This window comes from Virgisporangium aurantiacum, assembly GCF_016863635.1.
In the GTDB taxonomy this organism is placed as follows: domain Bacteria; phylum Actinomycetota; class Actinomycetes; order Mycobacteriales; family Micromonosporaceae; genus Virgisporangium; species Virgisporangium aurantiacum.
The window spans coordinates 44,217-67,485 of sequence record NZ_BOPG01000090.1; the positions used below are offsets into that span (position 1 = coordinate 44,217).

The following is a 23,269-nucleotide window of genomic DNA, read 5'->3' on the forward strand; positions in this document are numbered from 1 at the left end:
GCTACGCGAGGCCGCTCTGGTACGCGAACACGACGAGCTGGGCGCGGTCCCGCGCGCCCAGCTTGATCATCGCGCGGCTCACGTGGGTCCGCGCGGTCGCCGGGCTCACCACCAGTTCGCGGGCGATCTCGTCGTTGTTCATCCCCTGGGCGACGAGGCCGACCACCTCGCGTTCGCGCTCGGTCAGCTGGCCCAGGTTCGGGTGCGGGGTGACCACGCGGTGCTGCTGGCCGGCGAACTCGCGGATCAGCGTCCGGGTGACCGACGGCGCCAGCAGGGCGCCGCCGTCGACCACGGTCTGCATCGCCTCGATCAGGCGCGCGGGCGGCGTGTCCTTCAGCAGGAAGCCGCTCGCGCCGAGGCGGAGCGCGTCGAAGACGTACTCGTCGCGTTCGAACGTGGTCAGGACGATCACGCGGGTCTCGGCGAGGGCGGGGTTGGCGACGATCCGGCGGGTCGCCTCCAACCCGTCGATGCCGGGCATGCGGATGTCCATCAGCACGACGTCGGGCTTCGTGCGGACGGCGAGGTCGACGGCGGCGAGACCGTCGGCGGCCTCACCGGCGACGGCGAACCCGTCCTCGTTCTCCAGCAGGGCCCGCAGGCCCAGCCGGACGAGATCCTGATCGTCGACCACCAGCACGGAAATCATCGCGGGCCCGATCGTACGCGTCCCCACGGTTTGAACACCGACAGCGTCATCGCCACCAGCACGGCCACCGTCGACACGACCGGCGGGAAGGCGAGGTTGCCGATGTCGGGCAGCGGGCCGCCGGAGCGCGCGTCGGCGGCCAGCGGGCCCAGCGTCGGCATCAGCAGCACGAGGACGAGCGTCACCAGCACCACGTTGAGGACCAGTTTCACCGCCACCCACCAGTACCGCACCAGCCCGTACTTCGAGCCCGTGCTCAGCAGCACGCCGGAAAGCAGGCACAGCAGGCCCATCAGCGCGAGCGGCCACGTCGCGAAGAGCCCGGTGCTCGCGATCGCCGACGCCGCGACCGACGAGTCGCCGGACAGGATCGCGGTGAACACCAGGATCCCGAGCACCACGTCGATGCCGAGCCAGGCGCCGGACGACAGGATGTGCAGCAACAGCAACGTCTTCCGCGTCCGCGGACCCGGATGCCAGCGCAAGGAAGTCATGACAGGTCCCGGCGCCGCATGAGCACGACCGCGGCGGCGAGGAACGCCGCCAGATACGCGGCGGTGAGAACGGCCGCGGACGGTCCACTGAGGACGGTCAGCACCCCGGGCGTGGCGTCGGGTCCCTCGGCGGTCGCGCCGAGCGCACCGGCCAGCGAGCCCGCCGCGGTGCCCGGCAGCCGGTCGGTCACCACGGCCAACGCGTCGAGCAGGTTCGCCGCGCCGCGCAACAGGTTCTCGACCACGAACGTCCACACCAGACCGAGCCCGACGCTCAACGCCGGCCCGCGCGTCACGGTCCCCAGAAAAATGCCCGCGGCGGCCCACATTCCCAACACCAGGGCCGCGCCGCCGGCCGCCCGCGCGGTGTCGGCAAGGCCCGGAAGAACAACGCTCCGGGACTCGCTGAGCGCGATCACGCACGACAGCACCAGATCGAGGCACAGCGTCCACAGCACCAGCCCGACGACGAACACGCCGACCGACGCGATCGTGCCGCCCAGTGCGGTCCCCCGCCCCGGCCCCTGGGTCAGCACGGTCTTCCACGTGCCCCAGCCGTAGCCGCTGCCGGCGGCGAGCGCGCCGAAGATCAGCACGATCGCGCCGCCGAACATCGGCGTGCCGGCGACGAGGATCGCGGGCACGGCCGGCGGCAGCATCCCGCCGAGCAGATCGCCCGAAGAGCCTTGAAAGGCGGTGGCGGGATCGTCGGACCGGTACGCCATGTACGGGAAGGCGAACGAGAACATCACCTGCAACGCGGTCCAGACGCCGGCGAGCACCCACAGCGTCGGCCAGCGGCGCAGCCGCAACAGTTCGGCCTGCAGAACACTCATCACGACACCCCCGTCATGCTCAGGAAGACCTCTTCGAGCGCCCGTTCCCGCACCACCAGCGTGTGCAGGTCGACGCCCTCGTGCACCAGGTTCCGGGCCAGTTCGGGCACGTCGACCCCGGCGGCCGGCACGGTCAGCACCTCGTGGCCGTGGTCGTCCAGGCCCGCCGTCACCTCCACGCCGGCCACGCGCGACACCACCCGTGCGGCGACCGCGACCGGCGCCGCGCGCACCTCCAGCACCGACCCGCCGCGCATCTGGTCGACCGTGCCCTGGTGCAGCAGCCGCCCGTCCGCGACCACGCCGACCCGCTCGCAGATCTGCTGCACCTCGGCCAGCAGGTGGCTCGACAGCAGCACCGTCTGCCCGCCCGCGGCCACGTCGACCACGAGCATGCGCATCGCGGCCATGCCGGCCGGGTCGAGGCCGTTGGTCGGCTCGTCGAGGATCAGCAGGTCGGGGTCGCCGAGCAGGGCCGCCGCGACGCCCAGCCGCTGCTTCATGCCCAGCGAGTAGGTGCGGAACCGGTCCTTGCCGCGGGCCGCCAGGTCGACCCGGTCGAGCGCCCGGTCGGCGGCGCGGTCGTCGAGGCCCCGGTAGCGGGCCAGCACCCGGAGGTTCTGCCGGCCGGACAGGTACGGGTAGAACCCCGGCCCCTCGACCAGCGCGCCCACCCGGCGCAGCGCGTCGGGCGCCCCCGGCGGGTGGCCCAGCACCGACGCGGTTCCGGCGGTCGGCCGCACCAGGCCGAGCAGCATGCGCAGCGTCGTCGTCTTGCCGGCCCCGTTCGGGCCGAGGAACCCGTACACCTCGCCGCGGCGCACCTCGAGCGTCACGCCGTCGACGGCGGCCCGGGTGCCGTAGCGCTTCGTCAATCCGTCCGTGGCGACAACGGTCTGAGTCATGCGTCCCATGCTCGTGAACGCACGGGAAGGACACGTCCGTCGCGCTACGACTCCTCGGCTACGTCCGCGGGCGTAGGAATCTCCGCGCGCACCTCGAAGACGCCGGCGCGCCCGGTCCCCGCGGTGAGCGTCCCCCCGAGATGGGCCACGCGGCGCCGCATGCCCGCGATGCCGAAGCCCTCGACGTGCGACCCCGCGTCGAGGTCCTGGTTCGCGACGGTGAGGGTGACCCCCTCGGCCCGGTACGCGATCTCCACGGTCGCCATCGGGTGCGGCGAGTGCTTGACCACGTTGGTCAACGACTCCTGCAGGATGCGGTAGGCGGCGAGGTCGGCGGCGGCCGGCAGGGTGCGGGGCGGGCCCTGCACCGCGAGGTCGACGGTCACCCCGGCGTCCTCGACGCGGCGGCGCAGGTCGTCGACGCGGGCCAGCCCGGGCGTCGGCGCGCGGTCGCCGGAGACGTCCGGCGTGATCGCGGCCAGCGTCGCCCGCAGTTCGGCCAGCGCGTCGGAGCTGGCCCGGCTGATCGCCGCCAGCGCCACGTGCGCCTGCCCGGGTTTCGTCTGCTGCATGTGCAGCGCGATGTCGGCCTGCATCTGGATCGCGGCCAGCCCGTGCCCGACCACGTCGTGCACCTCCTGCGCCAGCCGCAGCCGCTCCGCGTCGACCAGCCGCCGCTCGGCCTCGGCCCGCTCCCGGGCCACCGCCTCCTGCACCATCCGGCGGGCCACGCCCACCGTGAACGGGATCGCCACCCACGCCGTCGCCGGGATCAGCCCGGCGATCGTCGCATTGTCGGTGACGATGTGTGCCGACAGCACGACGAGCGCCCCACCGGCGGCGACCGCCGCCACGGCCATCGACAGCCGGCGGGCCACCGAGTACACGCCCACCGCCGCCGACACGAGAACCGGGCCGGGCGGGTAGCCGAGCACCAGGTACGCCGAGGTGGCCACGGTCGCCACCACCAGCGTCGCCACCGGCCACCGCCGCCGGAACGCGAGCGCCGCCGTGGCCACCACGATCAGCGCCACCGCGGCCAGATCCGGTGCCTTGTCCTCGGTCCGCACCCGCGCGATGACCGGCAGCGTCGCCAGACAGAGCACCAGCAGCCCGACGGCGAGCCCCACCTCACCCGCGACCGCCCGCCGCTGCCCGCTCATCACGCTGTCCATGATGGTCGCCCGCCGCCCCGCACCGCGTACGCCCGCCAACGTATTTCGGTTGTCGATCACCGGGTGGGCGGCCACGCTGTGCGGGTGAGCGGCAGGCTGCGGGAGATCGCCCGGGTCACGGTGGAGATCGCCGGGGCGGGCCACTACCGCACGCCGTCGGGCCGCCAGGTCACGATCGACGTCGCGGCGGCGGTCGCCGGCACCCGCCTGTACGAACCGGGCGAGACCCTCCCGAAGGCCGCACCGGGCACGCCCGACATCGAGGTCACCCACGAGTCCACGCTCGTCGCGACCCGCCGACTGCAGGGCGACGTCGCCGCCCTCGTCTTCGCCTCCGCAAAGAACCCCGGCGGCGGCTTCCTCGGCGGCGCCAAGGCGCAGGAGGAGGACCTCGCGCGGGCGTCGGCGCTGTACCCGTGCCTGCGTGCCGCGTCCGATTTCTATGCCCACCACCGCGACCAGCGCGACCTCCGCTACACCGACCGCGTGATCTACTCGCCGGCCGTCCCGGTCTTCCGCGACGACAAGGGCGCCCTCCTCGACGAGCCCTACACCACGTCGTTCCTCACCGCCGCCGCCCCGAACGCCGGCGCGATCCACCGCAACCAGCCCGCCGACGCACGCGACCTCCCCGCGGTCCTCGCCCGCCGGGCGACGCGGGTGCTCCGGGTCGCGGCCGCCCACGGCCACCGCACGCTGGTGCTCGGCGCATGGGGCTGCGGCGTGTTCCGCAACGACCCCGCCACCGTCGCGAACGCCTTCGCCGACGCGCTCCGCGAGGTCGCTCAGTTCGACCGGATCGTCTTCGCGATCCGCGACGGCAGGTCGGGCACGCCGGTGTACCGCGCCTTCGAGTCGGTGTTCGCGCCGTCGTCGGGCACCGTGATCGACGACTGGGTCGTCCTGCCGGAAGACTGAGGCCCCCGCGGGGTCGCGGCCGCCACGAAGCCGAGCGCCACCGTCGCGGCAACGGCCGCGGCCACCCCGGCCGCCATCCGCCGCCGCCGGGTGATTCCCCTCTTCAACCCCGAGGGGACGGGCACAGCCCGCACCGCCGTCCGACGCCTAAACGATTCCGATCCCGGACCAGATCCCGCCGCCACTCCCGCGCTCGCGCCCGCCGCCGTTCCCGCGCCCAAATCTCCCGCCGCCGCCGCGCCCAGGCCCGCCGCCCTCGCGCCCAAACTCCCCGCCGCTCCCGCGCCCGCCGTCGCTGCTGCGCCCACGCCGAATCCTGCCGCCATCCCGGCGGCCGTTCCCGGGCGGCCGGCCGCGGCCGAGAGCACCCGCGCGACCTCCCCCGCCGCCGGTCGCCGGCGCGGGTCCTTCGCCAGGCAGTCGTCGCACATCCGGCGCACCGCCGCCGGCAGCCCCGGCAGGTCCGTCGGCAGCGGCGCCGGCTCGACGAACCGGTGGGCGTCGAACAGGTCGGCCACCGACTCCGCCCGCCACGGCATCCCGCCGGCGAGCAGCCGGTACAGCAGCAGGCCCAGCGCGTACACGTCGGACGCCGGGGTCACCGCTCCCCCGTCGATGCGTTCGGGCGCCAGGTAGGCCGGTGTGCCCCACACCGACCGGCCGTCGGGGGCGGGTTCGGGTTCGCCGGAGAGGGCGGAGATGCCGAAGTCGAGCACCTTCACGCCGCCGCGGGACAGCAGGATGTTGGCCGGCTTGATGTCGCGGTGGACCACGCCGCGGGCGTGCGCCGCGGTCAGCGCGGCCGCCACCTGGGCGCAGATGCGCAGCGTGTCGGCCACCGGCACCGGGCCGGCGTCGATCAGGTCGGCCAATGTCGGGCCGTCGACCAGTTCCATCACCACGTACGGGACGCCGGCGCCCGACACGCCGTAATCGTGCACGGCGGTGATGTACGGGTGGGCGAGTTTGGCCGCGCGTTGCGCCTCGACCCGGACGCGCTCCCGCGCGTCCTCGTCGACGGCGTCGCCCGGATGCAGCACCTTGACGGCCACCGCCCGGCCCAGCACCTCGTCGTAACCGCGCCACACCACCGACATGCCACCGCTGCCGAGCGGCTCGATCAGCCGGTACCGGCCGCCGAGCACCCGAACGTCCGCCACGAGGAAATGCTTCTCCGCCGCCCGGTGCATAACAATGCGAAAGCCGACAGACCACCGGAAAAGCCGGCTAACCCGTCCGGTCGGGGGACACGGACAGCAGCGGGGTCAGCGCCGGATTGTCGACGTCGACGGCGAGCAGGCGCGCCGCCCGGAGCGCGCCCCGGTCACCCAGCCGGTGCCGGTGCAGGTGCGCCCGCACCACGAGTTCACGCAGGTCACACCGGGCCGCCAGGGCACTGAGCGCGGCCAGCATCGGTTCGGCCCGGCCGGGCTCGTCGCGGTCGAGGGCGGCGCCGATCGCCGTGTCCAGGACGTGCGCGTGCACCCACTGGTACCGGTCGGTCACCCGGGAACAGCGGCTCGCGGCCACGTCGAGCCAGCGGGCGGCCTCGCCGGGCTCGCCCTTCTCCGCGTGGAGCAGGCCGAGCCCGCGCGCGGCCATGCCCTCCCAGCACGGGTCGCCGAGCTGGCAGCCCAGCGCCCACGCGTGCTCCAGCCCGTCGGCGGCGGCGGCGAGGTCACCGGCGGCCAGGTCGAGCTCCGCCCGCAGCGACTGCGGCCAGGGCAGGAACGCGATCCACCGCTGGTCGTGCACCAGCGCCAGCGTGGCGTCGAGGGCCGCGGCCGCCTGCGCCCGCTCGCCGCGCAGCAGGTGCGCCCGGCCCAGCAGCGACAGCGACCAGGCGTGCTGCCGGTGGTCGCCGCACCGGGCCGCCCGGGTCACCGAGTCGTCGAGGTGGTCGAACGCGCGCGCGTAGTCGCCGGAGTCGGAGGCGTTCATCCCGCGCACGCCGAGGATCGCGGCGAGCTCGTCGTCGGTCTCGGCATCGGCGGTCGCCCGGGCCAGCCAGCTCTCGGCGGTGGCCCGCCGGCCGGCCTGCACCTCGACGAAGCCTAGCTCGCGGTGCGCGGTCACCGCCGTCGCCCGGTCGCCGGCGCGGGTGGCGTGGCCGATCGCCTCCTGCAGCACGACCGCGCCCTCCTCGTCGCGTCCGCGCACCGCGTGCACCAGCGCGCCGCCGAGCGCCGCCAACGCCCGGCCGCGCAACGCCGCGTCACCGAACGAGGCCGCCTCGGCGACGGCCCGGCGCAGGCATTCCAGGCCGGCGTCGACGGCGCCGGCCGCGATCGCGGCGCGGCCGGCGTCGAGCTGGCTCTGCGCCGCCGCGCGGCCGCGCAGCGGCAAGATGCTGGGGGACGCCGAGCTGAGCGTCGCCGCCTCCCGCAACGCCGGTGACGGCTCCGTACCCAGTTCCCGGCGCAGGAGGTCGGTGCAGGCCGCCACCTGCCGCTCGGCGGCGGCCCGGTCGCCGGTCATCGCGAGCCCGCGCACGAGGAGTTCGTGGTTGCCCTGCTCCAACGGGTTGCGGGCGACGGCGCGGGCGGCGTACGGCACCGCGTCCCCCGGCCTGTTCGCCGCGAGCGCCGCGGCGGCCGCGGCGCGCAACCGGGCCTCGATCGCCGCCGCGACCCGGTGCCGCTCGACCAGCAACCAGGCGTCGAAGGCCGCGTCGATCTCGAACCCCTCGAGGAGGTCGCCGTCGGAGTCCTCGCCGTGGAGGTCGACCTCGTAGCCGGCCGGCAGCGTGCGGTCGACCGGGTCGCCCTTGAACAGGTCGGTGCCGAGGACGCGCCGGAGCTCGGCGAGCGTCCAGCGCAGCGCGCCCAGCGGGTCGGCGGCGTCGGCGAACAGCAGTTCGGCGAGGTGCCGGCGGCCCGGCGGGCGGTCGGCGAGCAGGAGGTAGCACAGCAGTGCCCACGCCTTGCGTCCCCGGGGCGCGCGGACCGGCCGGCCGTCCTTCTCGACGGCCGGCGGTCCGAGCAGCCTGATCGTGACCATCCGTTCGGGATTATGCGCGCCGGACGCCCACGGCTTCCAGGTACTCGCTCGGCGCGACCAGCGTCCCGTCGTCGGCGACGTTGAACTCGCGCGGCACGTCGGCGAGTTCCGCGGCGAACTTCTTGAGGTCGTCGTCCGACAGCGTGCCGGCCAGCCTCGTGATCGGACCGTAGAAGTCGCGGAACCACTCGGAGAAGTGCTCGGCGTTCAGGTAGCGGAACGCGTAGGTGCGCACGGTGAGGTTGGTCCACTCCACGCGGTCACCGAACAGCTCGGTCAGGTGGCCGGGCGTCCCCCACAGCGTCCCCGGACGGACGCCCGCCGGCGGCGGCGCCCAGCCGGCGACGGTCTTGAACATCTGGCCGACCATGCCGCTCGGGGTCCAGTTCGCGATCGCGATCTTCCCGCCGATCTTCGTGGCGCGGACGAGTTCGTCGGCCGCCTTCTGGTGGTCGGGGGCGAACATGACGCCGACGGTGCTGCAGGTGAGGTCGAACTCCTGGTCGCCGACCGGCAGGTTCTCGGCGTCGCCCTCGATGAAGGTGACGTCGAGGTGCTCGGCCTTCGCCCGCTCGCGCCCCTGCTCCAGCAGGTTCCGGGCGTAGTCGACGCCGCTGGCGACGGCGAACCGGCGAGCGGCGGCCATCGCCGCGTTGCCCTGGCCGCAGGCGACGTCGAGCACCCGCTGGCCGGCCCGCACGTCGGCGGCCTCCACCAGCAGTTCGGCGATGATCTGCAAGGTGTTGCCGACCCGCGGGTAGTCGCCGGTCTCCCAGGCTGCCCGCTGGTTCTTCTTGATGGTTTCGAAGTCCGTCATGGTTGTGCGCTCCTCTGTTTCTCTCGATCGAGATCCTCCTCGCGCACCGTGTGACGGGGCGTGTGAACCGGGTGTCGGCTGCTTGTCAGGTCTAAGGTGGACGGCGTGCCGGACCAGCCGTTGCTCCTGTCCTTCGACGGCAACAGCCTCATGCACCGCGCCTACCACGCCGCCGCCACGGGAAAGCACGTCGACGACTGGGGTCGGCCGGTGTGGGCGATCAAGGGGCTGGTCGGGTACATCGCGCGGGCGGCCGCGCAACTGCGTCCCGACGCGGTCCTGGTCGGCTTCGACTGCGGCGTCTCGTCCGCCCGCAAGGTCGACTACCCCGGGTACAAGGCGCACCGCCCCGACAAACCGGACGATCTTCTTTCGCAGCTTCTCGCGGCACCGTCGGTGCTCCGGGACGCCGCCTTCCAGGTGGTGCAGCCCACCGGCTACGAGGCCGACGACGTGCTGGCCAGTTCGGTCGCGCTGGCCCGGGCCGGCGGCTGGCGGTGCGTCGTGGTCACCAGCGACCGCGACTCGTTCGCGCTGGTCGATGCCACCACGTCGGTGCTGCGGGTCCGCAACGGCGGCCTGGAGAACGCGACGCTGGTGACCGCCGTCTCGATGCCCGACGTGTGCGGGGTCGAGGCGTGGCAGTACCCCGACCTGGCCGCCCTGCGTGGCGACGCCTCCGACAACCTCCCCGGTGTCCGCGGCTTCGGCTCGACCACCGCGGCGCGGTTGCTGGCCGCGTTCGGCAGCGTCGACGCCGCGCTGAAGGCCGCGTTCGACGACCTGCGCGCCGCCGTCGGCGAGGCCGCCGCCCGCACGTTCTCGGCCGCCGAGACCAGGGAGACGGTGGACCGCAACCGCCGCCTGATGCGCATGCGTTACGACCTCCCCCTCCCCTCCCTCGACGACGTTCGCCTCCCGCTGGACTACCTGGTGATGCGCCGGGCCCTGGCCAGACGCGGGATCATCCTCGGCCCGTCCCTGTGGGCCCTGACCGGCGGCAGCCCCCCGGTGCCGGAGGAGGCCGTCCCGTTCGTCCGCCCCCGGGAGGGCGCCCGCACGCCGCAGTCACGACGCGCCCCCGGCGAAGGTCAAATGGCCCTGTTCTGACGGAGGCGCCGGCGGTCAGCGCCAGCGGGAGCGCAGGGCCGTCGCCAGCGGGAGGGGCGCTATCGCGAACAGCGTCAGGCCCGTGGCCGCCGCCGCGTATGCCCACCAGTTGCCGGTGGTCAGGCCGGTCGTGTCGCCAGCGATCCGCACGAAGGGCTGCACCACCAGCAGGGCGGCCGGCGGCAGCACGAGCAGTGTCGCCCACCAGCCCCGGGCGTCCCGCCGGAACGCCCGCACGAACCCGGTGCCGACTGCGCCCGCCACCAGCCCGAGGGCGACGAACGCCATGACGTCCCGGCCGGTGGCCCAGTACCCGTACAGCGGCGCGCCGTCGACGGCCGCGGCGAACGCCAGCCCCGCCGTGGCGACGGCCGACATCCCGACGGCGGTCCGGCTGCCCCGGTGCGCCCGCCAGCCCAGGGCGAGCAGCCCGAGCGCCACCTGCGGCACGAGCACGAGCAGCGGCGGCCGCTCGAACGGCGTCACCGCGGCCGCCGGCACCAGCAGCACGGTGACCGCGACCGCACCCGCCACCAGCCGGCGGGTGACCCAACCCGGCAGGGCGACGGCGCTCAGCCCGGCCAGGATCCAGCCCACCCAGGCGACGGCGCCCAGGGACTGCACCGGCCCGAGCGTCCGCAGCTCGATCCCGGCCGGCACCGCCCGCGGTTCGACGGTCGACAGCCACACCGCGGCCAGCGCCACCGCCGCGCACAGGGCGAACGTCGACGCGAACGGAACGGCGTCGGCCAGGCCGGACGAGCCACGCGCCCGCAGCCGGGCCCGGACGCCCGCGCCAACCAGGTCGACGACGTCGGCCGGCCGGGGCCACCCCCGGAAGACGCCGTACGACCGCCGGGCCGCGACGTCGAGATAGGTGTCGAGGATCTCGCCGCCCCGCTCGGCCCGGTACGCGGCCGGGTAGGCGCGCAACAGCCACCGGTAGCGGGCGGCCAGCCGCATCCCGGCATCCGCCTCGTCGGGCGTCCGGCGCACACCGGCGACCCTCAGCACCGTGCCGACAGCGGCCCGGAAGCCACGACCGGCCGCACCGAACCCCGCCATCACGCCGTGCCACCCACAGCCGGCCGGACGGTCGCGGAGCGGGCCCGCAACCGCCGGGTGGCCGCCAACGCGTTGCGGCGCAGCCGATCGGCGGCCGCGGCGAGGACGGCAGCACCGTCGTCGGTGAGGCGGTAGTAGCGGCGCAGGCGGCCGTCGACGATTTCCTCGCGGTCGGCGGTGACGAGGCCGTCGTCGCCGAGGCGGTCGAGGGCGCCGTACAGGGTGCCCGGGCGCAGTTCGACCCGCCCGCCGGACAGCGTGGCGACCTCGGTGATCAGGCCGTATCCGTGCAGCGGCCCGGCCGCGAGCGCGGTGAGGATCAGGAACGTGGGTTCTTGCAACGTCTCCCGCATGGCGGCAATATATCGGTGACGAAGGTATGCTCGCAACGAGGACATGCGGAACCGAAGCGGAGAGGAGGAGGGTCGAACTCCTACGGGTGTCCCCCAACGGTTTTCGAAACCGCGGCCGGCGCCAACTGTCGGCTGGCCTCTCCGAGCGAACAACAAACAACAGCACAGTCGGGTTGGCCGGATTTGAACCGACGACCTCTGCTACCCGAAAGCAGCGCGCTCCCAAGCTGCGCCACAACCCGTTGATACGTGCGTGCCCACGCAGGGAATCGAACCCCGATCCCAGGTTTCGTAGACCTGTGTCTTCTCCTTTGGACCACGTAGGCATGACCGTCCACAAAGGACGGTTAAATCAGAGCGAAGAAAAGCCGCCCGGACCCGGTGCGGGTGGGCGGCGTAGGCGTGTTGCCAATGCCTACGGTCGCCCCGGTACCGGTCGCGACTGGAAGGATCGCGGTGCGGACGATGAACGTCGGAACATCTCGCTTCCCCTTCCCGTGCTTGGCGTCTCCACGAGAATACGACCCACCCGCAAGCAGACACAACCCATTACCGTGTCATGGCATGACCGACGTTACGGGGGTTCGGGCCCGCCCGGGTGGCCGGGTGACCCTGCGGTTCACCGGAACCGGCTACCGCGCCCTGCCGCAGCCGAAGCGGCTCGAGATCTGGGGCGACCGGCTGCTCGGCGACGCCACGACCGGCATCTCGCTCATCGTGCTGATCGTGTTCGGTGGCCTCGCCGCCTACCTGTGGCAGGAGGACGCGAAGCCGGTCTCCGTCCTGCTGCTCGTCATCTGCGTGCCGTGCCTGCTCGTGCTGCTCGCCCGGGCCGCGATCGAGTCGGTGGGTTGGCTGTTCCTCGCCGCAGCCGTCGTCGGTGCGGTGCTGTTCGCCCCGCTGCTGCTGTTCCCCGGGGCGCGGCGATGGGCCACGCAGTGGTGGAAGAAGAAGCCGGCCGAGTCACACCTCGACAAGCGGATCCGGGTGACCGACCTGGAACCGGTCTCGGTGGAACGCAACGGCAGAGCGGTCACCGTCACGGTGCTGATCGACGGCGCCAGAATCCGGTACACGGCACGAGACGGCGACGCCCTGGAGCGCGAGTTCCGGGCGATGCTGTCACGGCCCGCCACCGGGGTCGGACCGTAGCGAGTCCGGCCCGCCGCCGCTCGACCCGGCCACCGTGTCCACACCGGACTGCGTCACCGCCCGGCCGGCCACCAGCACGAGGTCGATCTCGCGCAGCGCCGCCAGGTCGAACAGCGGATCGCCGTGCACCGCGATGATGTCGGCCCGCTTGCCGGCGTCGAGGCTGCCCGTCTCGTCGCCGACCCCGCACGCCGCCGCCGCGGTCACCGTCGCCAGTTCGATGATCTCGGCGGCGCTGAAACCGGCCAGCGCGAACACCTCGAGCCCGCCGACGTAGTCGTCGGCCGCCTTGTCCAGGTCGCCGAGGTGGAACCCGCAGTCGTCACCGGCCACCAGCCTTACCCCGGCGTCGCGCATCCGCGTGAGCATCGACAGCCACCCGTCGAGCGGTGCCGACCCGACCCGCGAACGGATCGCCTCGAACTGCCCGTGCACGGTCGGGCAGACGTACACCCCGGAGGAGGCGATCCGCGCGACGAGATCGGCGTCGTACGCGTAGCCCGTGGGCGTCAGGAACGTGCAGTGCTCGATCGTCGTCACGCCGGCTTCCAGCACGTCCGAAATAGACTCCGGCGAATGGGCGTGCGCCGCCACCCCCTTGCCGCGCAGCTCCGCCTCCTCCACGATCGCGCGCAGCTGCGTCACGTCGAACTGGGACCGCCACGCCGGCGGAGCGACCGCGGTCATCTGGCCGCCCGACGCCATCACCTTCAGCACGTCGGCGCCGGCGCGCAGGTTCTCCCGCGCGACCCGCCGCACCCCGGAAAGATCATCGGCCTCGCCGCCCATGTACCAGCAGTGCCCGCCGGTCGGGGTGATCGGCCGGGTCGCGACGAGCAGGTTCGGCCCGACCGTGAGGCCGGCGGCGATCGAGTCGCGCAGGGCCACGTCGAGAAAGTTGCGGCCGCCGAGGTCCCGGGCCAGGGTGACGCCCGCGGACACGAGCTTGCGCGCGTTCTCGGCCATCCGCAGCAGCAGCCGCGGGTCGGACTCGGCGGTCTGCCCGGTGACCGGGTCGACCCGGTCGTCGAAGCCGAGGTGCACGTGCGCGTCGACGAGCCCGGGCATCAGGGTCCGGCCGGGAAGATCCAGGACGAGAGCGGACGGCGGCACGTCGAGGCTGCCGCGCTCACCGACCCCGGCGATGCGCGTCCCGTCGACGAGCACCTCCCCGTTGCGGATGGACTCTCCCGGCCGTCCGGTGAGGACGGTCGCGGCGCGGATCAGCTTCAGCACGACGCGAACCCTATCGGCGTACCGTGAACGGATGACACCCTGGCCGACCGATCGCCTCACCGCGCTGCTCGGGATCGAGCACCCGATCGTCCAGGGCCCGTTCGGCGGCGGGGCGTCGTCGGTCGCGCTGGCCGCGGCCGTCTCCGGCGCCGGCGGGCTCGGTTCGTTCGGCGCCCACGCGCTGGGTCCCCAGGAGATAAAGACCTTGGTGGACGCGCTGCGAGCGGCCACCGACCGTCCGTTCGCCGTGAACCTGTGGGTGCCGCAGCCGACCGAGGTCACGAACGTCGACCTGGTCCCCCACATCGAGCGCCTGCGGCCGCTCTACGCGCGCACCGGATCCACGCCGCCGGCCAGGGTCACCGTGCAGAACTTCGACGACCAGCTGCAGGCGGCCCTCGACGCCGCTCCCCCGGTGCTGAGCTTCGTCATGGGTGTGCCGCCGGCAGCGGCGCTGGAATCGGCCCGGGCCAAGGGGATCCGCACGATCGGCACCGCCAGCACCGTCGAGGAGGCGGTGGCGCTCGCCGATGCCGGGCTCGATGCCGTGGTCGCCTCGGGCAGCGACGCCGGCGGCCATCGCGGCGCGTTCCTGCGCCCCGTGGAGGAGTCGCTCGTCGGAACGTTCTCGCTGATCCCCCAGGTGGCCGACGCGGTCGACGTGCCGGTGGTCGCCGCCGGCGGGATCGCCGACGCGCGCGGCATCGCGGCGGCGTTCGCGCTCGGCGCGCACGGCGTGCAGATCGGCACCGGGTTCCTCAACACGGTCGAGTCCAACGCCAGCGCGCCGCACCGGCGCGCGCTCAACAGCGACGGCGCGCGTCGCACCGTCCTCACGAAGGTCTTTTCCGGACGGATGGCGCGCGGCATCGCGAACCGCGTCACCCGTGATCTGGTCGACGCGGAGCGCGACGTGCCCGCGTACCCGGTCCAGAACGCTTTGATGATGCCGATCCGCCGCGCCGCCGCCGACCGCGACGACCCCGACCACCTCAATCTCTGGAGCGGCCAGGCCGCTCCCCTCACCCACGAGACGACCGCGGTGGAATACCTCACACGGCTGGTGCGGGAAGCCCAGGCGCGCCTCGGCGGTTGAGAGTTCACGTGACCCCAGTTGCTTCTTCGGTAGTGCCCCTCTCCGTTCTCGATCTCGCGCCGGTGGCCGAGGGTAGCGACAACGGCACCGCGCTCGCCCACACCACCGCGCTCGCCACCCGGGTGGAGGAGCTCGGCTACCACCGGCTGTGGGTCGCCGAACACCACAACATGCCCGGTATCGCCAGTTCCGCGCCGGCCGTGCTGTTGGCGCACCTGGCCGCCCGCACGTCGTCGATCCGGCTGGGCTCGGGCGGGGTGATGCTGCCCAACCACGCGCCGCTGGTGGTGGCGGAGCAGTTCGGCACGCTGGTCGCGCTGCATCCGGACCGCATCGACCTGGGCATCGGACGGGCGCCAGGCACCGACCAGCTCACCGCGCTCGCGTTGCGCCGCAGCGTCGAGGGGCTGTCGGCGGAGGACTTCCCGCAGGAGCTGGCCCGGCTCATCGGCTACTTCGAGGCCGGTTCCGGCCAGCCCCGGGTCACGGCCGTTCCGGGACGCGGTGACGCGCCGGCGATCTGGCTCCTCGGTTCGAGCGACTTCTCCGCGCGGCTCGCCGGCCGGCTCGGGCTGCCGTTCTCGTTCGCGCACCACTTCAGCGCCGCCAACACCGACATCGCCCTGGAGCTGTACCGGGCCGAGTTCCGCCCTTCTCGCTGGCTCGACTCCCCTTATGCGATGGTGGCGGTGTCGGCGGTCTGCGCCGACACCGACGAGCGGGCCGAGTACCTGAGCCTGCCGTCGGGCCTGTCGTTCCTGCGGTTGCGGCAGGGCCGGCCGGGTCGCATGCCGTCACCCGACGACGCCGCCGGGTACCCGTTCTCGGATCTGGAACGCGCGTTCATCGCCTCCCGCCGCGAGGGGCAGGCGCTCGGCTCCCCCTCGACCGTCACCGACCAGCTCAACGCGCTGCTGCGCCGCACGAACGCCGACGAGCTGATGCTGACGACGCTGGTGTTCGACATCGACGACCGGATCCGCTCGTACGAGCTGATCGCCGAGCAGGTGGCGCCGAAGCTGCAGCGTCCCTGAGGTTCCCGCCCGCACCGTAGAGTGACGTCGATGTCGCTCGGATTCCGGTGGCGACGCGACGGGTGGCTGGTCGGCTCGGTCGTGCTGGCCACCGTCATCATCGCCACCGCCGCGGTGGTCGGATCATCCTCCACGGAGGCCGTCCGGCCGGTTCCTTCTGGCGGGCCGGCGCTGGAGCCGTTGCCGGCCGGCAGGTTCGGCCGGGCCACGCTCGTGTACTGGGGCTGCGCCACGGACTGCTACCCCGTGGTGCGGTTCGGCGACGGCCGGGAGTTCGAGGTACCCACCGACGCGACGTCGACCCGCGGCGTCACGCTGTCACCCGACGGACGCTGGCTCGGCTACCCCCTCGGAACCGGCCTGGTCGTCCGCGACCTCGTCGGGTCGTCCGCCGAGCACCGGTTCGGCTCGCCCGCCGTCGGCCGCCGGATGACCGCCTGGGCCTGGTCCGCCGACTCGGCGGTGCTGCTCGTCAGCGACGAGGGCGCCGACCAGGTGCCGACGGGCTTCACCCTGCTGTGGGTCGAGGACGGCACGCGGATGCCGCTACCGGCGTGGCCCGGGCACGAGGTCCTCGGCGTGCGCCTGCCGGTGCAGCTGCTCGTCGCCCAGCCGAACGCCCCCGCCGGGTCCCATGTCGATCTCGCCCTCACCACCGCGACGGGCGAGATCGCGACCTGGTTCACCGTCGACGCGGCGGCCCAACTGCGCGCCGGCGAGCGGCTGGTGCCGAACGGCGTCCGCTTCAGCGGGACCGGCACCGGGTTCGAGGCGGTGGTGCTGAACCGCGACGACGACCCGACCGCCGTCCTGAGGTTCGGCACGAACGACGCCGAAGACCCGATCATCCGGCACGACCTGCCCACCACCGGATCGGGACGCTGGTCGTATCTCGGCGTCGGCCCGGACGGCACCGCCTTCGCCCACCACGAGCAGGGCCGCACCCGGCTCCGCTATCTCGCCCCGGACGGCACGATCAACCCCGGCCCCGACCTGCCCCCCGATCCCGTCCGCGTGGTACCCCCGGGCGTCGCCGTGTACTAACAGATCGTCTGCCACGGAACTACTCTTGGGGGCATGACCGCCATGTCCCCGTCCCGCGTCGAGCCCGATCTGTCGTACCTCTTCGACCGCGCCGGCCACGTGCTGCGGACCCGGATGGCCGCCGCCCTCGCCGAGATCGGGTTGACCGCGCGGATGCACTGCGTGCTCGTGCACGCGCTGGAGGAGGAGCGCACCCAGGCCCAACTCGCCGAGATCGGCGACATGGACAAGACCACCATGGTCGTCACCGTCGACGCGCTGGAGAAGGCAGGACTGGCCGAACGCCGCCCGTCGACCCACGACCGGCGCGCCCGGATCATCGCGGTCACCGACGAGGGTGCCCGGGTGGCCCACCGCAGCCAGGAGATCGTCGACGCCGTCCACCGCGACACGCTGGCCGCCCTACCCGGCCAGGACCGCCAGACCCTGATCCGCATCCTGACCGACCTGGTCACCGGCCCGCTGGCCGAACCGGCGGAGCCGGCCGTGGGCGTCCGCCGCGCCCGCCAATCCGCCTGACCGATCAGAGCTCACCGGCGGGGCGATCCGAGCCCGGACCAACGTCGCCGATCTTGCAGTTGTGCTCGCCGAAAAACGGGCGAATTCCGGCAAAAAGGCGGACACAACTGCAAGATCGGCGAACCGACCGCTGTCCCCGGCGGCGATCTTGCAGTTGTGGTGCCTTGTTCGCCCTTATTCGCCCCTGTTTATGACCCACCACAACTGCAAGATCGACTCCCGGGGACCCCGACCGCCACGACGTCCAGCGCACCAGACGGAGCGTGAGCGGGGAAGTTCTCCCACGTCAGGGCGTGTACGAGCTTCCCCGCTCACGCGCAGCTGTCCACAGGCGCACCGCGCCGACCGCCAGCGGCGACAGCGGCGACGGCGGCAACAGCGCGACAAGCGTCACTAGCGGATCGTCTGCAACGGAACTATCTGCTACCGTCACACCCGTGAGAAGAAAAACTGCGCTCGGCGTCCTCGCCTCGGCGACCCTCATGATCATTCTCGACGGCAGCATCGTCACCGTGGCCATGCCGGCCATCCAGGACGACCTCGGGTTCTCCGCCGCCGGCCTCAGCTGGGTCGTCAACGCCTACCTGGTGGCGTTCGGCAGCCTGCTGCTGCTCGCCGGCCGCCTCGGTGACCTGCTCGGCCGCCGCCTGATGTTCCTCGCCGGCACCGCCGTGTTCACCGCGGCCTCCGTGCTCGCCGGCGCCGCCACCACCATCGAGATACTCCTCGCCGCCCGCTTCCTCCAGGGCATCGGCAGCGCGATGGCCGTCGCCGTCAGCCTCGGCATCCTCGTCACCACGTTCACCGAGCCCACCGAGCGCGCCCGCGCCATCGCGGTCTTCAGTTTCACCGGCGCGGCCGGCGCGTCGATCGGCAGCGTGCTCGGCGGCGTCCTCACCGACGCGCTCAGCTGGCACTGGATCTTCTTCATCAACGTGCCCATCGGCATCGCCGTCATCGCGCTCGCGCTGAGGGTCCTCCCGAACGACCGTGGGCTGGGCATCGCCAAGGGTGCCGACATCATCGGCGCCGTCCTCGTCACCGCGGGGCTGATGCTGGTCATCGTGGGCGTGGTGAACGAAGGAATGATCTGGATCGCCGCCGGGACGGCGCTGCTCGCCGCGTTCATCGCCCGGCAGGCCACCGCCCGCACGCCGTTGATGCCGCTGCGGATCTTCCGCTCCCGCAACGTCTCCGGCGCCAACCTGGTGCAGATTCTCATCATCGCCGCCTGCTTCGCGTTCCAGATCCTGCTGGCGCTGTACCTGCAGCACGTGCAGGGCTACGGCGCGGGCGGCACGGGTCTGGCGATGCTGCCGCCCGCCGTGGTCATCGGCGTGGTCACCCTGGGCTTCTCGGCGCGGCTGATCGCGCGGTTCGGCGAGCGTCCGGTGCTGCTGGCCGGCCTGGCGCTGCTCGCGGCGATGTTTCTGCTCCTCACCCGGGTACCGGTGCACGCGACCTACGCCACCGACCTGCTGCCGGTCATGCTGCTGGCGAGCGGCTTCGGCCTGGCGCTACCGGCCCTCACCGCGCTGGGCATGTCGGGCGCGAAGGCCGACGACGCCGGGCTCGCGTCGGGTCTCTTCAACACCACGCAACAGGTCGGCATGGCCCTCGGCGCCGCCGTGCTCACGACCCTCGCGGCCGCCCGCACCGCCGACCGCGCCGGGCTCGGCGAGGCCGCGGCGCTCACGGCCGGCTACCGCCTGGCCTTCGCGGTGGGCGCGGCGCTCATCGTGGTCGCGGCCATCGTCGCGGTCACCGTCCTCCGTCCGCAAAAGCTGGATGACGCCCACCGCGCCGCCCCCGGTACCGCAACCGACGGGTACGTGGCGGGAGACTTGTCGGATGCGCATCACACTGCTGACCGGTGACATCACCACCGTTCAGGTCGACGCGATCGTGAACGCCGCCAACTCCTCACTGCTCGGCGGCGGGGGCGTCGACGGGGCGATCCATCGCAAGGGCGGCCCGGAGATCCTCGCCGAGTGCCGGGCTCTCCGGGCCGCGAAGTACGGCCGCGGCCTCCCCACCGGCCAGGCCGTCGCCACCACCGCCGGCCGCCTGCCGGCCCGCTGGGTGATCCACACGGTCGGCCCGGTGTGGAGCGCGGAGGAGGACCGCTCGGCCCTCCTCCGCGACTGCTACACCAACTCCCTCACCGTGGCCGGCGACCTCGGTGCCACCACGGTGGCGTTCCCCTTGATCTCCGCGGGCATCTTCCGCTGGCCCAAGGAGGACGCCGTGCGACAGGCGGTCGCCGCCATCACCGCCGCGCCACCATCCACTGTGGACAACGCGCGGCTGGTGCTGTTCGACGACGAAACCCGCGACGTCGCCGAGATGGTGCTCGGTTTCTAGAAGCCCGCAGTGATCCGGGTGAACTCCAGGTCGCCCTGCGAGATGCCGCTGCAGTTGGACACCACGCCGCCGCCGGGGCACGGACGGTCGCGGTTGACCGACCAGAACGCCAGCCGCGCCAGGCCGCGTGCCTTGGCCCAGTCGCGGATCGCGGTCCAGGCGGCCGGGGAGGTGAGCTCCTGCTGGTCGCTGAGCCCGTTCATCCCGGAGATGCCCATGTGCTGGTAGGCGGTCGCGTCGGACCAGCCGAACTGCGCCTTCAGCGCGTTCTTCAGGCCCTCGGCGGCGTTGATCGTGTCGGTCTGGATGTTCGAGCCGCCGAAGTCGAACGGCATGATCGTGAAAATGTCGACGTTCGCGTTCAGCTCACGCGCCCGCTGGATGAGCTGCAGGCCGTTGAAGTTCGGACCGGTGGTCGTGGTGCCGAACGTGACGATCGTCTGCAGACCCGCGTTGTTCTGCTTGACGATCCGCAACGCGTTGAGGATGCGGTCGCGCACCGTGGCGTTCTCGAACTCGTCGAAGTTCTCGATGTCGATGTCGATCGCCTTGAGGTTGTAGGCGTTGATCACCTGCTGGTACGCACCCGCCAGCGCCTCCGGAGTGGCGCAGTTCGGGCCCAGCTTGTTGCCCTGCCAGCCACCGAACGACGGCACGACGTCGCCGCCGGCCGCGCGGATCGCGTTGATCGTCTGCTGGTCGACGCCGCCGGTGAGCGGACGCTGGCTGTCCCACGACGGGGTGCAGCCACCACCCGACAGCACGAACGCCAGCGTGAACCACTTCACGCCGGTGGCGCTCATGACGCTCGCCGCGTTCTGCGGGTCGCCCCAACCGAGGTACAGGTACGGCGCGCCGCGCCCGCCACCCGGGTTGGTGCATCCGGTGGTGGTGCCGGTGACCGAACCGCTCTTCGCCGATTCGCCGTTGCCGTTGTACGCCGCGACCGTGTACGTCCTCGAGGTGCACGTTCCCAGCCCCGAGATGGTGGTGCTGGTGCCGGTGACGGTGGCGCGCACCGTCGTCCCCTCGTAGACCCGGTATCCGGTGACCGTGCCGCTGCTGGCGTTCCACGCCAACGAGATCGCCGACGCGGTGGTGCCGGTGACCCGCACGTTGCCCGGCGTGCCGGGCGCACCCGGGTTGGTGGGGCCGCCGCCGGCGCACGGCGCGTTGTTGAGCGTGCAGTTCGACGGGTTGCCGCTTCCGGTTCCGATGAAACCGAAGCTGGCCTGGCCACCCGGAGCGATCGTGCCGTTCCAGGTGCTGGTGAACGTGTAGCGCTGGCCGCTCTGCGAACGGTTCGCGTCCCACGACGAGCTGATCCCGGTGCCGGCCGGCAGGTCGAACGCGACCGTCCAGCCGTTGATCGTGGTGGTCGAGCCGTTGGTGATGGTGACCTTGGCCTCGAACCCGGTACTCCACGAGGACGTCTTGACGATGGTCGCGGTCGGATCGGCCGCGTATGCGGGCGCGCCGGTGGCGACCACACCGACGAGCGCACCGAGAAGCGCGACGGCGGCGCCGGACAGCAACCGGCGCCGGATGGCAGGAGTCATGGGCGGACCTCCCAGGAGGAACGTGGGGTTGATCAGGTACACGACCCCGCCCGGCCGCGCTGGATACACGCTAGTCGATTCCCACGGGTCCGGTCTATACCGGACTAGACGGCATCTCGCCGAACCCCACAGTGGATGGTCTTCGAAGCCGCAGTCGGAATCGAACCGACGCACACCCGATTTGCACTCGGAGCCCTTGACCACTCGGGCATACGGCCGCTGATCACGTACCCGCACCAGGATTCGAACCTGGGACGTCCGCCGTGTGAGGACGGCGCTCTTCCGCTGAGCTACACGGGCCTGTTCACTGTTCGTACGTAGCGCGGACGGGATTCGAACCCGCATGTGCCCTGGGTGAAAACCAGGTGACTTTCCCGATTCGTCTACCGCGCCGTGGCGGGGGAGGGAGTCGAACCCTCAATCGCTCGGCTTATGAGGCCGGCCAGTTACCGTTACACGCACCCCGCAGTACGCCGCCAGGGACTTGAACCCCGAACCCACTGCTTAAGAGGCAGTCGCTCTACCGTTGAGCTAGCGGCGCATGTGCTGCGCGGAGGTTGGGAGACTCGAACTCCCGACAGAAGATGTCTCCTGTTACGGATTAGCAATCCGCTGCCTTACCACTCGGCCAAACCTCCAACGTTCCTGCCGGCCCCCCTCGGCATGCCGTCGACAGGAACTCGCGCCCCGTACCGGGATTGAACCGGCGACCTCGCGCTCGACAGGCGCTTGCTCTCCCACTGAGCTAACAGGGCTTGGGCTAACAGGGCTTGATCTCTACTGCGTACCCGGAGCGCGATTCGAACGCGCAACCTCACCGTTCTGAGCGGTGCGCCTCTGCCGTTGGGCCACCCGGGCTTGAATTTCACATGTGCGCTGCGAGCGGAGGACTCGAACCTCCAACCTTCCGGTTCAGAGCCGGACGTGCTGCCAGTTGCACCAGCCCGCAAAGGGTCTGTTCTGCTGCCCGGCCGGCAGGTCCCCCCGCGGGACCCACCGGCCGGACGCTCAGCGCAGGTACATCGCCGCCCAGTTGGGAACCGTCGGCGCGGTTCGCAGGGGCATGCGTGCCTCGGACGGAGTCCGGTCACCCTTGCGCTGGTTGCAGCCGCCGCAGGCGGCCACGGTGTTGAGCCAGCTGTTGGCGCCACCGCGCGAACGCGGCAGCACGTGGTCGATCGTCGACGCGGGCCGGCCGCAGTAACCGCAGCGGCGGCCGTCACGCACCAGCACACCGGCCCGGGACCACGCCGGGCCGCGGCTGTGCCGCCACCGGGTGACGACGTACGACACCAGCCGGACGACCGTCGGCACCGGGTAGACGCCGATGAGCCGGTCGGGCTTCGCCTCGTGGATCTCGGCGACCCGCCGCACCAGCATCCGCACGGCATGGCGGACGCTGACCCGGTGGAGTGGGCCGAGGTCGGCGTTCAGAACCAGGACGTCCACCGGATCCCCCTTCCACGTCGTGATCGGTCGGACTGACTTACAGGAGCGGCAGCCGGGATTCGAACCCGGGACCTCGACGATGGCAACGTCACGCTCTGACCAAACTGAGCTACAACCGCATATAGACCATCCACTGTGGAGTTATCAAATAAGCAATTCCTGTTTCGGGCAGGAAGAATCGCACGGGCGGAAGGAGTCGAACCCACAACCGACGGCTTTGGAGACCGCTGCTCTACCTGATTGAGCTACACCCGTATGTCTTATGGAATAAAGAAACCGCCCGGTCCCTGGAGCGGGGCGGGCGGTGCGTAGAACGCTGGATGCGCCTACGTACACCTCCGGCCCGAGCCGAGGCCATTCACCTTCAGATCTAGGAAACTGCTACCCGCACAGGCGAACGCCCAGACGCCATCCCCGCGCAGCCACTGCTGCCGCGGTTCAGTCGAGGCGATCTGCCCGAACATAGCCATCTCCTGTCTCTCTCTATCTCT

21 protein-coding genes, 14 tRNA genes and 1 pseudogene are annotated in these 23,269 nt (G+C 72.2%); 9 read left to right on the forward strand and 27 right to left on the reverse strand.

Going from position 1 to position 23,269, the window contains the following annotated elements; genetic code table 11:
* Position 1 precedes the first annotated feature (1 nt).
* The 5 genes from Vau01_RS53635 to Vau01_RS53655 are packed head-to-tail and all read right to left on the reverse strand — an operon-like array spanning position 2 to position 4,062.
* Positions 2-652 (reverse strand): response regulator, encoded by a 651-nt coding sequence (locus Vau01_RS53635; RefSeq protein WP_204009348.1) that lies wholly within the window; start codon positions 650-652, stop codon positions 2-4.
* Complete coding sequence (locus Vau01_RS53640; protein WP_204009350.1) at positions 649-1,146, reverse strand: hypothetical protein; 498 nt, start codon at positions 1,144-1,146, stop codon at positions 649-651. The genes Vau01_RS53635 and Vau01_RS53640 overlap by 4 nt, the downstream gene beginning before the upstream one ends.
* Complete coding sequence (locus Vau01_RS53645) at positions 1,143-1,982, reverse strand: ABC transporter permease (protein WP_204009352.1); 840 nt, start codon at positions 1,980-1,982, stop codon at positions 1,143-1,145. The genes Vau01_RS53640 and Vau01_RS53645 overlap by 4 nt, the downstream gene beginning before the upstream one ends.
* Positions 1,982-2,887: an ABC transporter ATP-binding protein gene (locus Vau01_RS53650; RefSeq protein ID WP_204009357.1), complete on the reverse strand. Its 906-nt coding sequence runs from the start codon at positions 2,885-2,887 to the stop codon at positions 1,982-1,984. The genes Vau01_RS53645 and Vau01_RS53650 overlap by 1 nt, the downstream gene beginning before the upstream one ends.
* 44 nt (positions 2,888-2,931) lie before the next feature.
* On the reverse strand, positions 2,932-4,062 hold the full coding sequence (locus Vau01_RS53655; RefSeq protein WP_204009359.1) for a sensor histidine kinase: 1,131 nt from the start codon (positions 4,060-4,062) through the stop codon (positions 2,932-2,934).
* Positions 4,063-4,146: 84 nt separating this feature from the next.
* Here Vau01_RS53655 and Vau01_RS64135 point away from each other — a divergent pair, with 84 nt between their 5' ends.
* A complete protein-coding gene (locus Vau01_RS64135) occupies positions 4,147-4,980 on the forward strand; it encodes a TIGR02452 family protein (RefSeq protein WP_239152733.1) in 834 nt (277 codons plus the stop codon).
* 380 nt (positions 4,981-5,360) lie between these two features.
* Here Vau01_RS64135 and Vau01_RS64140 read toward each other — a convergent pair.
* The 3 genes and pseudogenes from Vau01_RS64140 to Vau01_RS53670 all read right to left on the reverse strand — a co-directional run.
* Positions 5,361-6,170 (reverse strand): annotated as a pseudogene (locus Vau01_RS64140) (serine/threonine-protein kinase); the annotation flags it as partial.
* 37 nt (positions 6,171-6,207) lie between these two features.
* Positions 6,208-7,980 carry an AfsR/SARP family transcriptional regulator gene (locus Vau01_RS53665; protein ID WP_204009362.1) on the reverse strand — a complete coding sequence of 591 codons (1,773 nt, stop codon included), beginning with the start codon at positions 7,978-7,980 and terminating at the stop codon, positions 6,208-6,210.
* Between the two features lie 10 nt (positions 7,981-7,990).
* Positions 7,991-8,797 (reverse strand): class I SAM-dependent methyltransferase, encoded by an 807-nt coding sequence (locus Vau01_RS53670; protein ID WP_204009364.1) that lies wholly within the window; start codon positions 8,795-8,797, stop codon positions 7,991-7,993.
* Positions 8,798-8,902: 105 nt separating this feature from the next.
* On the opposite strand from Vau01_RS53670, the gene Vau01_RS53675 reads away from it, so the two are divergent.
* Positions 8,903-9,907: a 5'-3' exonuclease gene (locus tag Vau01_RS53675; protein WP_204009365.1), complete on the forward strand. Its 1,005-nt coding sequence runs from the start codon at positions 8,903-8,905 to the stop codon at positions 9,905-9,907.
* A 15-nt stretch (positions 9,908-9,922) separates the two neighbouring features.
* On the opposite strand, the gene Vau01_RS53680 is transcribed toward Vau01_RS53675, so the two are convergent.
* The 5 genes from Vau01_RS53680 to Vau01_RS53700 all read right to left on the reverse strand — a co-directional run bounded on the left by Vau01_RS53680 (position 9,923) and on the right by Vau01_RS53700 (position 11,651).
* The gene (locus Vau01_RS53680) at positions 9,923-10,975 is read right to left on the reverse strand and encodes a GlsB/YeaQ/YmgE family stress response membrane protein (protein WP_204009367.1); all 1,053 of its coding nucleotides are present in this window, start codon (positions 10,973-10,975) and stop codon (positions 9,923-9,925) included.
* Positions 10,972-11,325 carry a PadR family transcriptional regulator gene (locus Vau01_RS53685; protein ID WP_204009368.1) on the reverse strand — a complete coding sequence of 118 codons (354 nt, stop codon included), beginning with the start codon at positions 11,323-11,325 and terminating at the stop codon, positions 10,972-10,974. The genes Vau01_RS53680 and Vau01_RS53685 overlap by 4 nt, the downstream gene beginning before the upstream one ends.
* Positions 11,326-11,382: 57 nt before the next feature.
* Positions 11,383-11,468 (reverse strand) — tRNA-Ser (locus Vau01_RS53690).
* A gap of 25 nt (positions 11,469-11,493) precedes the next feature.
* A tRNA-Pro gene (locus tag Vau01_RS53695) sits at positions 11,494-11,567 on the reverse strand.
* Positions 11,568-11,579: 12 nt separating this feature from the next.
* A tRNA-Arg gene (locus Vau01_RS53700) sits at positions 11,580-11,651 on the reverse strand.
* 238 nt (positions 11,652-11,889) lie between these two features.
* Here Vau01_RS53700 and Vau01_RS53705 point away from each other — a divergent pair.
* Positions 11,890-12,477 (forward strand): hypothetical protein, encoded by a 588-nt coding sequence (locus Vau01_RS53705; RefSeq protein ID WP_204009370.1) that lies wholly within the window; start codon positions 11,890-11,892, stop codon positions 12,475-12,477.
* On the opposite strand, the gene Vau01_RS53710 is transcribed toward Vau01_RS53705, so the two are convergent.
* A complete protein-coding gene (locus Vau01_RS53710) occupies positions 12,448-13,713 on the reverse strand; it encodes an amidohydrolase family protein (RefSeq protein WP_204009371.1) in 1,266 nt (421 codons plus the stop codon). The two genes, Vau01_RS53705 and Vau01_RS53710, sit on opposite strands and share 30 nt — an antisense overlap.
* A 31-nt stretch (positions 13,714-13,744) precedes the next feature.
* Between Vau01_RS53710 and Vau01_RS53715 the strand changes: the two genes are divergently transcribed.
* From Vau01_RS53715 to Vau01_RS53740, 6 genes are all read left to right on the forward strand, one after another.
* Complete coding sequence (locus Vau01_RS53715) at positions 13,745-14,809, forward strand: NAD(P)H-dependent flavin oxidoreductase (protein WP_204009373.1); 1,065 nt, start codon at positions 13,745-13,747, stop codon at positions 14,807-14,809.
* 32 nt (positions 14,810-14,841) lie between these two features.
* Positions 14,842-15,843: an LLM class flavin-dependent oxidoreductase gene (locus Vau01_RS53720; RefSeq protein WP_239152735.1), complete on the forward strand. Its 1,002-nt coding sequence runs from the start codon at positions 14,842-14,844 to the stop codon at positions 15,841-15,843.
* Positions 15,844-15,873: 30 nt separating this feature from the next.
* The gene (locus Vau01_RS53725; RefSeq protein ID WP_204009377.1) at positions 15,874-16,887 is read left to right on the forward strand and encodes a hypothetical protein; all 1,014 of its coding nucleotides are present in this window, start codon (positions 15,874-15,876) and stop codon (positions 16,885-16,887) included.
* 33 nt (positions 16,888-16,920) lie between these two features.
* Positions 16,921-17,406 (forward strand): MarR family winged helix-turn-helix transcriptional regulator, encoded by a 486-nt coding sequence (locus tag Vau01_RS53730; protein ID WP_204009379.1) that lies wholly within the window; start codon positions 16,921-16,923, stop codon positions 17,404-17,406.
* A 437-nt stretch (positions 17,407-17,843) separates the two neighbouring features.
* Positions 17,844-19,283: an MFS transporter gene (locus Vau01_RS53735; protein ID WP_239152737.1), complete on the forward strand. Its 1,440-nt coding sequence runs from the start codon at positions 17,844-17,846 to the stop codon at positions 19,281-19,283.
* Positions 19,258-19,770: an O-acetyl-ADP-ribose deacetylase gene (locus Vau01_RS53740; protein WP_204009381.1), complete on the forward strand. Its 513-nt coding sequence runs from the start codon at positions 19,258-19,260 to the stop codon at positions 19,768-19,770. The genes Vau01_RS53735 and Vau01_RS53740 overlap by 26 nt, the downstream gene beginning before the upstream one ends.
* Here Vau01_RS53740 and Vau01_RS53745 read toward each other — a convergent pair.
* The 13 genes from Vau01_RS53745 to Vau01_RS53805 all read right to left on the reverse strand — a co-directional run bounded on the left by Vau01_RS53745 (position 19,767) and on the right by Vau01_RS53805 (position 23,033).
* Entirely contained in the window at positions 19,767-21,329 is a 1,563-nt protein-coding gene (locus tag Vau01_RS53745; protein WP_204009384.1) for a cellulose binding domain-containing protein, read from the reverse strand. The two genes, Vau01_RS53740 and Vau01_RS53745, sit on opposite strands and share 4 nt — an antisense overlap.
* Before the next feature lie 145 nt (positions 21,330-21,474).
* A tRNA-Cys gene (locus Vau01_RS53750) sits at positions 21,475-21,547 on the reverse strand.
* 10 nt (positions 21,548-21,557) lie between these two features.
* Positions 21,558-21,629: transfer RNA gene (locus Vau01_RS53755), tRNA-Val, on the reverse strand.
* 18 nt (positions 21,630-21,647) lie between these two features.
* Positions 21,648-21,722: transfer RNA gene (locus tag Vau01_RS53760), tRNA-Glu, on the reverse strand.
* Position 21,723: 1 nt separating this feature from the next.
* Positions 21,724-21,797 (reverse strand) — tRNA-Met (locus tag Vau01_RS53765).
* A 1-nt stretch (position 21,798) separates the two neighbouring features.
* A tRNA-Lys gene (locus Vau01_RS53770) sits at positions 21,799-21,870 on the reverse strand.
* 10 nt (positions 21,871-21,880) lie between these two features.
* Positions 21,881-21,967, reverse strand: a tRNA-Ser gene (locus tag Vau01_RS53775).
* A gap of 45 nt (positions 21,968-22,012) precedes the next feature.
* A tRNA-Asp gene (locus Vau01_RS53780) sits at positions 22,013-22,084 on the reverse strand.
* Between the two features lie 30 nt (positions 22,085-22,114).
* A tRNA-Leu gene (locus Vau01_RS53785) sits at positions 22,115-22,187 on the reverse strand.
* An 18-nt stretch (positions 22,188-22,205) separates the two neighbouring features.
* Positions 22,206-22,278: transfer RNA gene (locus Vau01_RS53790), tRNA-Gln, on the reverse strand.
* A gap of 59 nt (positions 22,279-22,337) precedes the next feature.
* Positions 22,338-22,778: an HNH endonuclease gene (locus Vau01_RS53795; RefSeq protein WP_204009386.1), complete on the reverse strand. Its 441-nt coding sequence runs from the start codon at positions 22,776-22,778 to the stop codon at positions 22,338-22,340.
* A 44-nt stretch (positions 22,779-22,822) separates the two neighbouring features.
* A tRNA-Gly gene (locus tag Vau01_RS53800) sits at positions 22,823-22,897 on the reverse strand.
* 62 nt (positions 22,898-22,959) lie between these two features.
* A tRNA-Trp gene (locus Vau01_RS53805) sits at positions 22,960-23,033 on the reverse strand.
* Positions 23,034-23,269: the final 236 nt, after the last annotated feature.

What these genes read in the sequence shown, in the direction of transcription:
- Vau01_RS53635 (WP_204009348.1), bottom strand. Translation starts at nt 652, where the DNA reads ATGATTTCCGTGCTGGTGGTCGACGATCAGGATCTCGTCCGGCTGGGC.
- Vau01_RS53640 (WP_204009350.1), bottom strand. Translation starts at nt 1,146, where the DNA reads ATGACTTCCTTGCGCTGGCATCCGGGTCCGCGGACGCGGAAGACGTTG.
- Vau01_RS53645 (WP_204009352.1), bottom strand. Translation starts at nt 1,982, where the DNA reads ATGAGTGTTCTGCAGGCCGAACTGTTGCGGCTGCGCCGCTGGCCGACG.
- Vau01_RS53650 (WP_204009357.1), bottom strand. Translation starts at nt 2,887, where the DNA reads ATGACTCAGACCGTTGTCGCCACGGACGGATTGACGAAGCGCTACGGC.
- Vau01_RS53655 (WP_204009359.1), bottom strand. Translation starts at nt 4,062, where the DNA reads ATGGACAGCGTGATGAGCGGGCAGCGGCGGGCGGTCGCGGGTGAGGTG.
- Vau01_RS53665 (WP_204009362.1), bottom strand. Translation starts at nt 7,980, where the DNA reads ATGGTCACGATCAGGCTGCTCGGACCGCCGGCCGTCGAGAAGGACGGC.
- Vau01_RS53670 (WP_204009364.1), bottom strand. Translation starts at nt 8,797, where the DNA reads ATGACGGACTTCGAAACCATCAAGAAGAACCAGCGGGCAGCCTGGGAG.
- Vau01_RS53685 (WP_204009368.1), bottom strand. Translation starts at nt 11,325, where the DNA reads ATGCGGGAGACGTTGCAAGAACCCACGTTCCTGATCCTCACCGCGCTC.
- Vau01_RS53705 (WP_204009370.1), top strand. Translation starts at nt 11,890, where the DNA reads ATGACCGACGTTACGGGGGTTCGGGCCCGCCCGGGTGGCCGGGTGACC.
- Vau01_RS53715 (WP_204009373.1), top strand. Translation starts at nt 13,745, where the DNA reads ATGACACCCTGGCCGACCGATCGCCTCACCGCGCTGCTCGGGATCGAG.
- Vau01_RS53725 (WP_204009377.1), top strand. Translation starts at nt 15,874, where the DNA reads ATGTCGCTCGGATTCCGGTGGCGACGCGACGGGTGGCTGGTCGGCTCG.
- Vau01_RS53730 (WP_204009379.1), top strand. Translation starts at nt 16,921, where the DNA reads ATGACCGCCATGTCCCCGTCCCGCGTCGAGCCCGATCTGTCGTACCTC.
- Vau01_RS53740 (WP_204009381.1), top strand. Translation starts at nt 19,258, where the DNA reads ATGCGCATCACACTGCTGACCGGTGACATCACCACCGTTCAGGTCGAC.
- Vau01_RS53745 (WP_204009384.1), bottom strand. Translation starts at nt 21,329, where the DNA reads ATGACTCCTGCCATCCGGCGCCGGTTGCTGTCCGGCGCCGCCGTCGCG.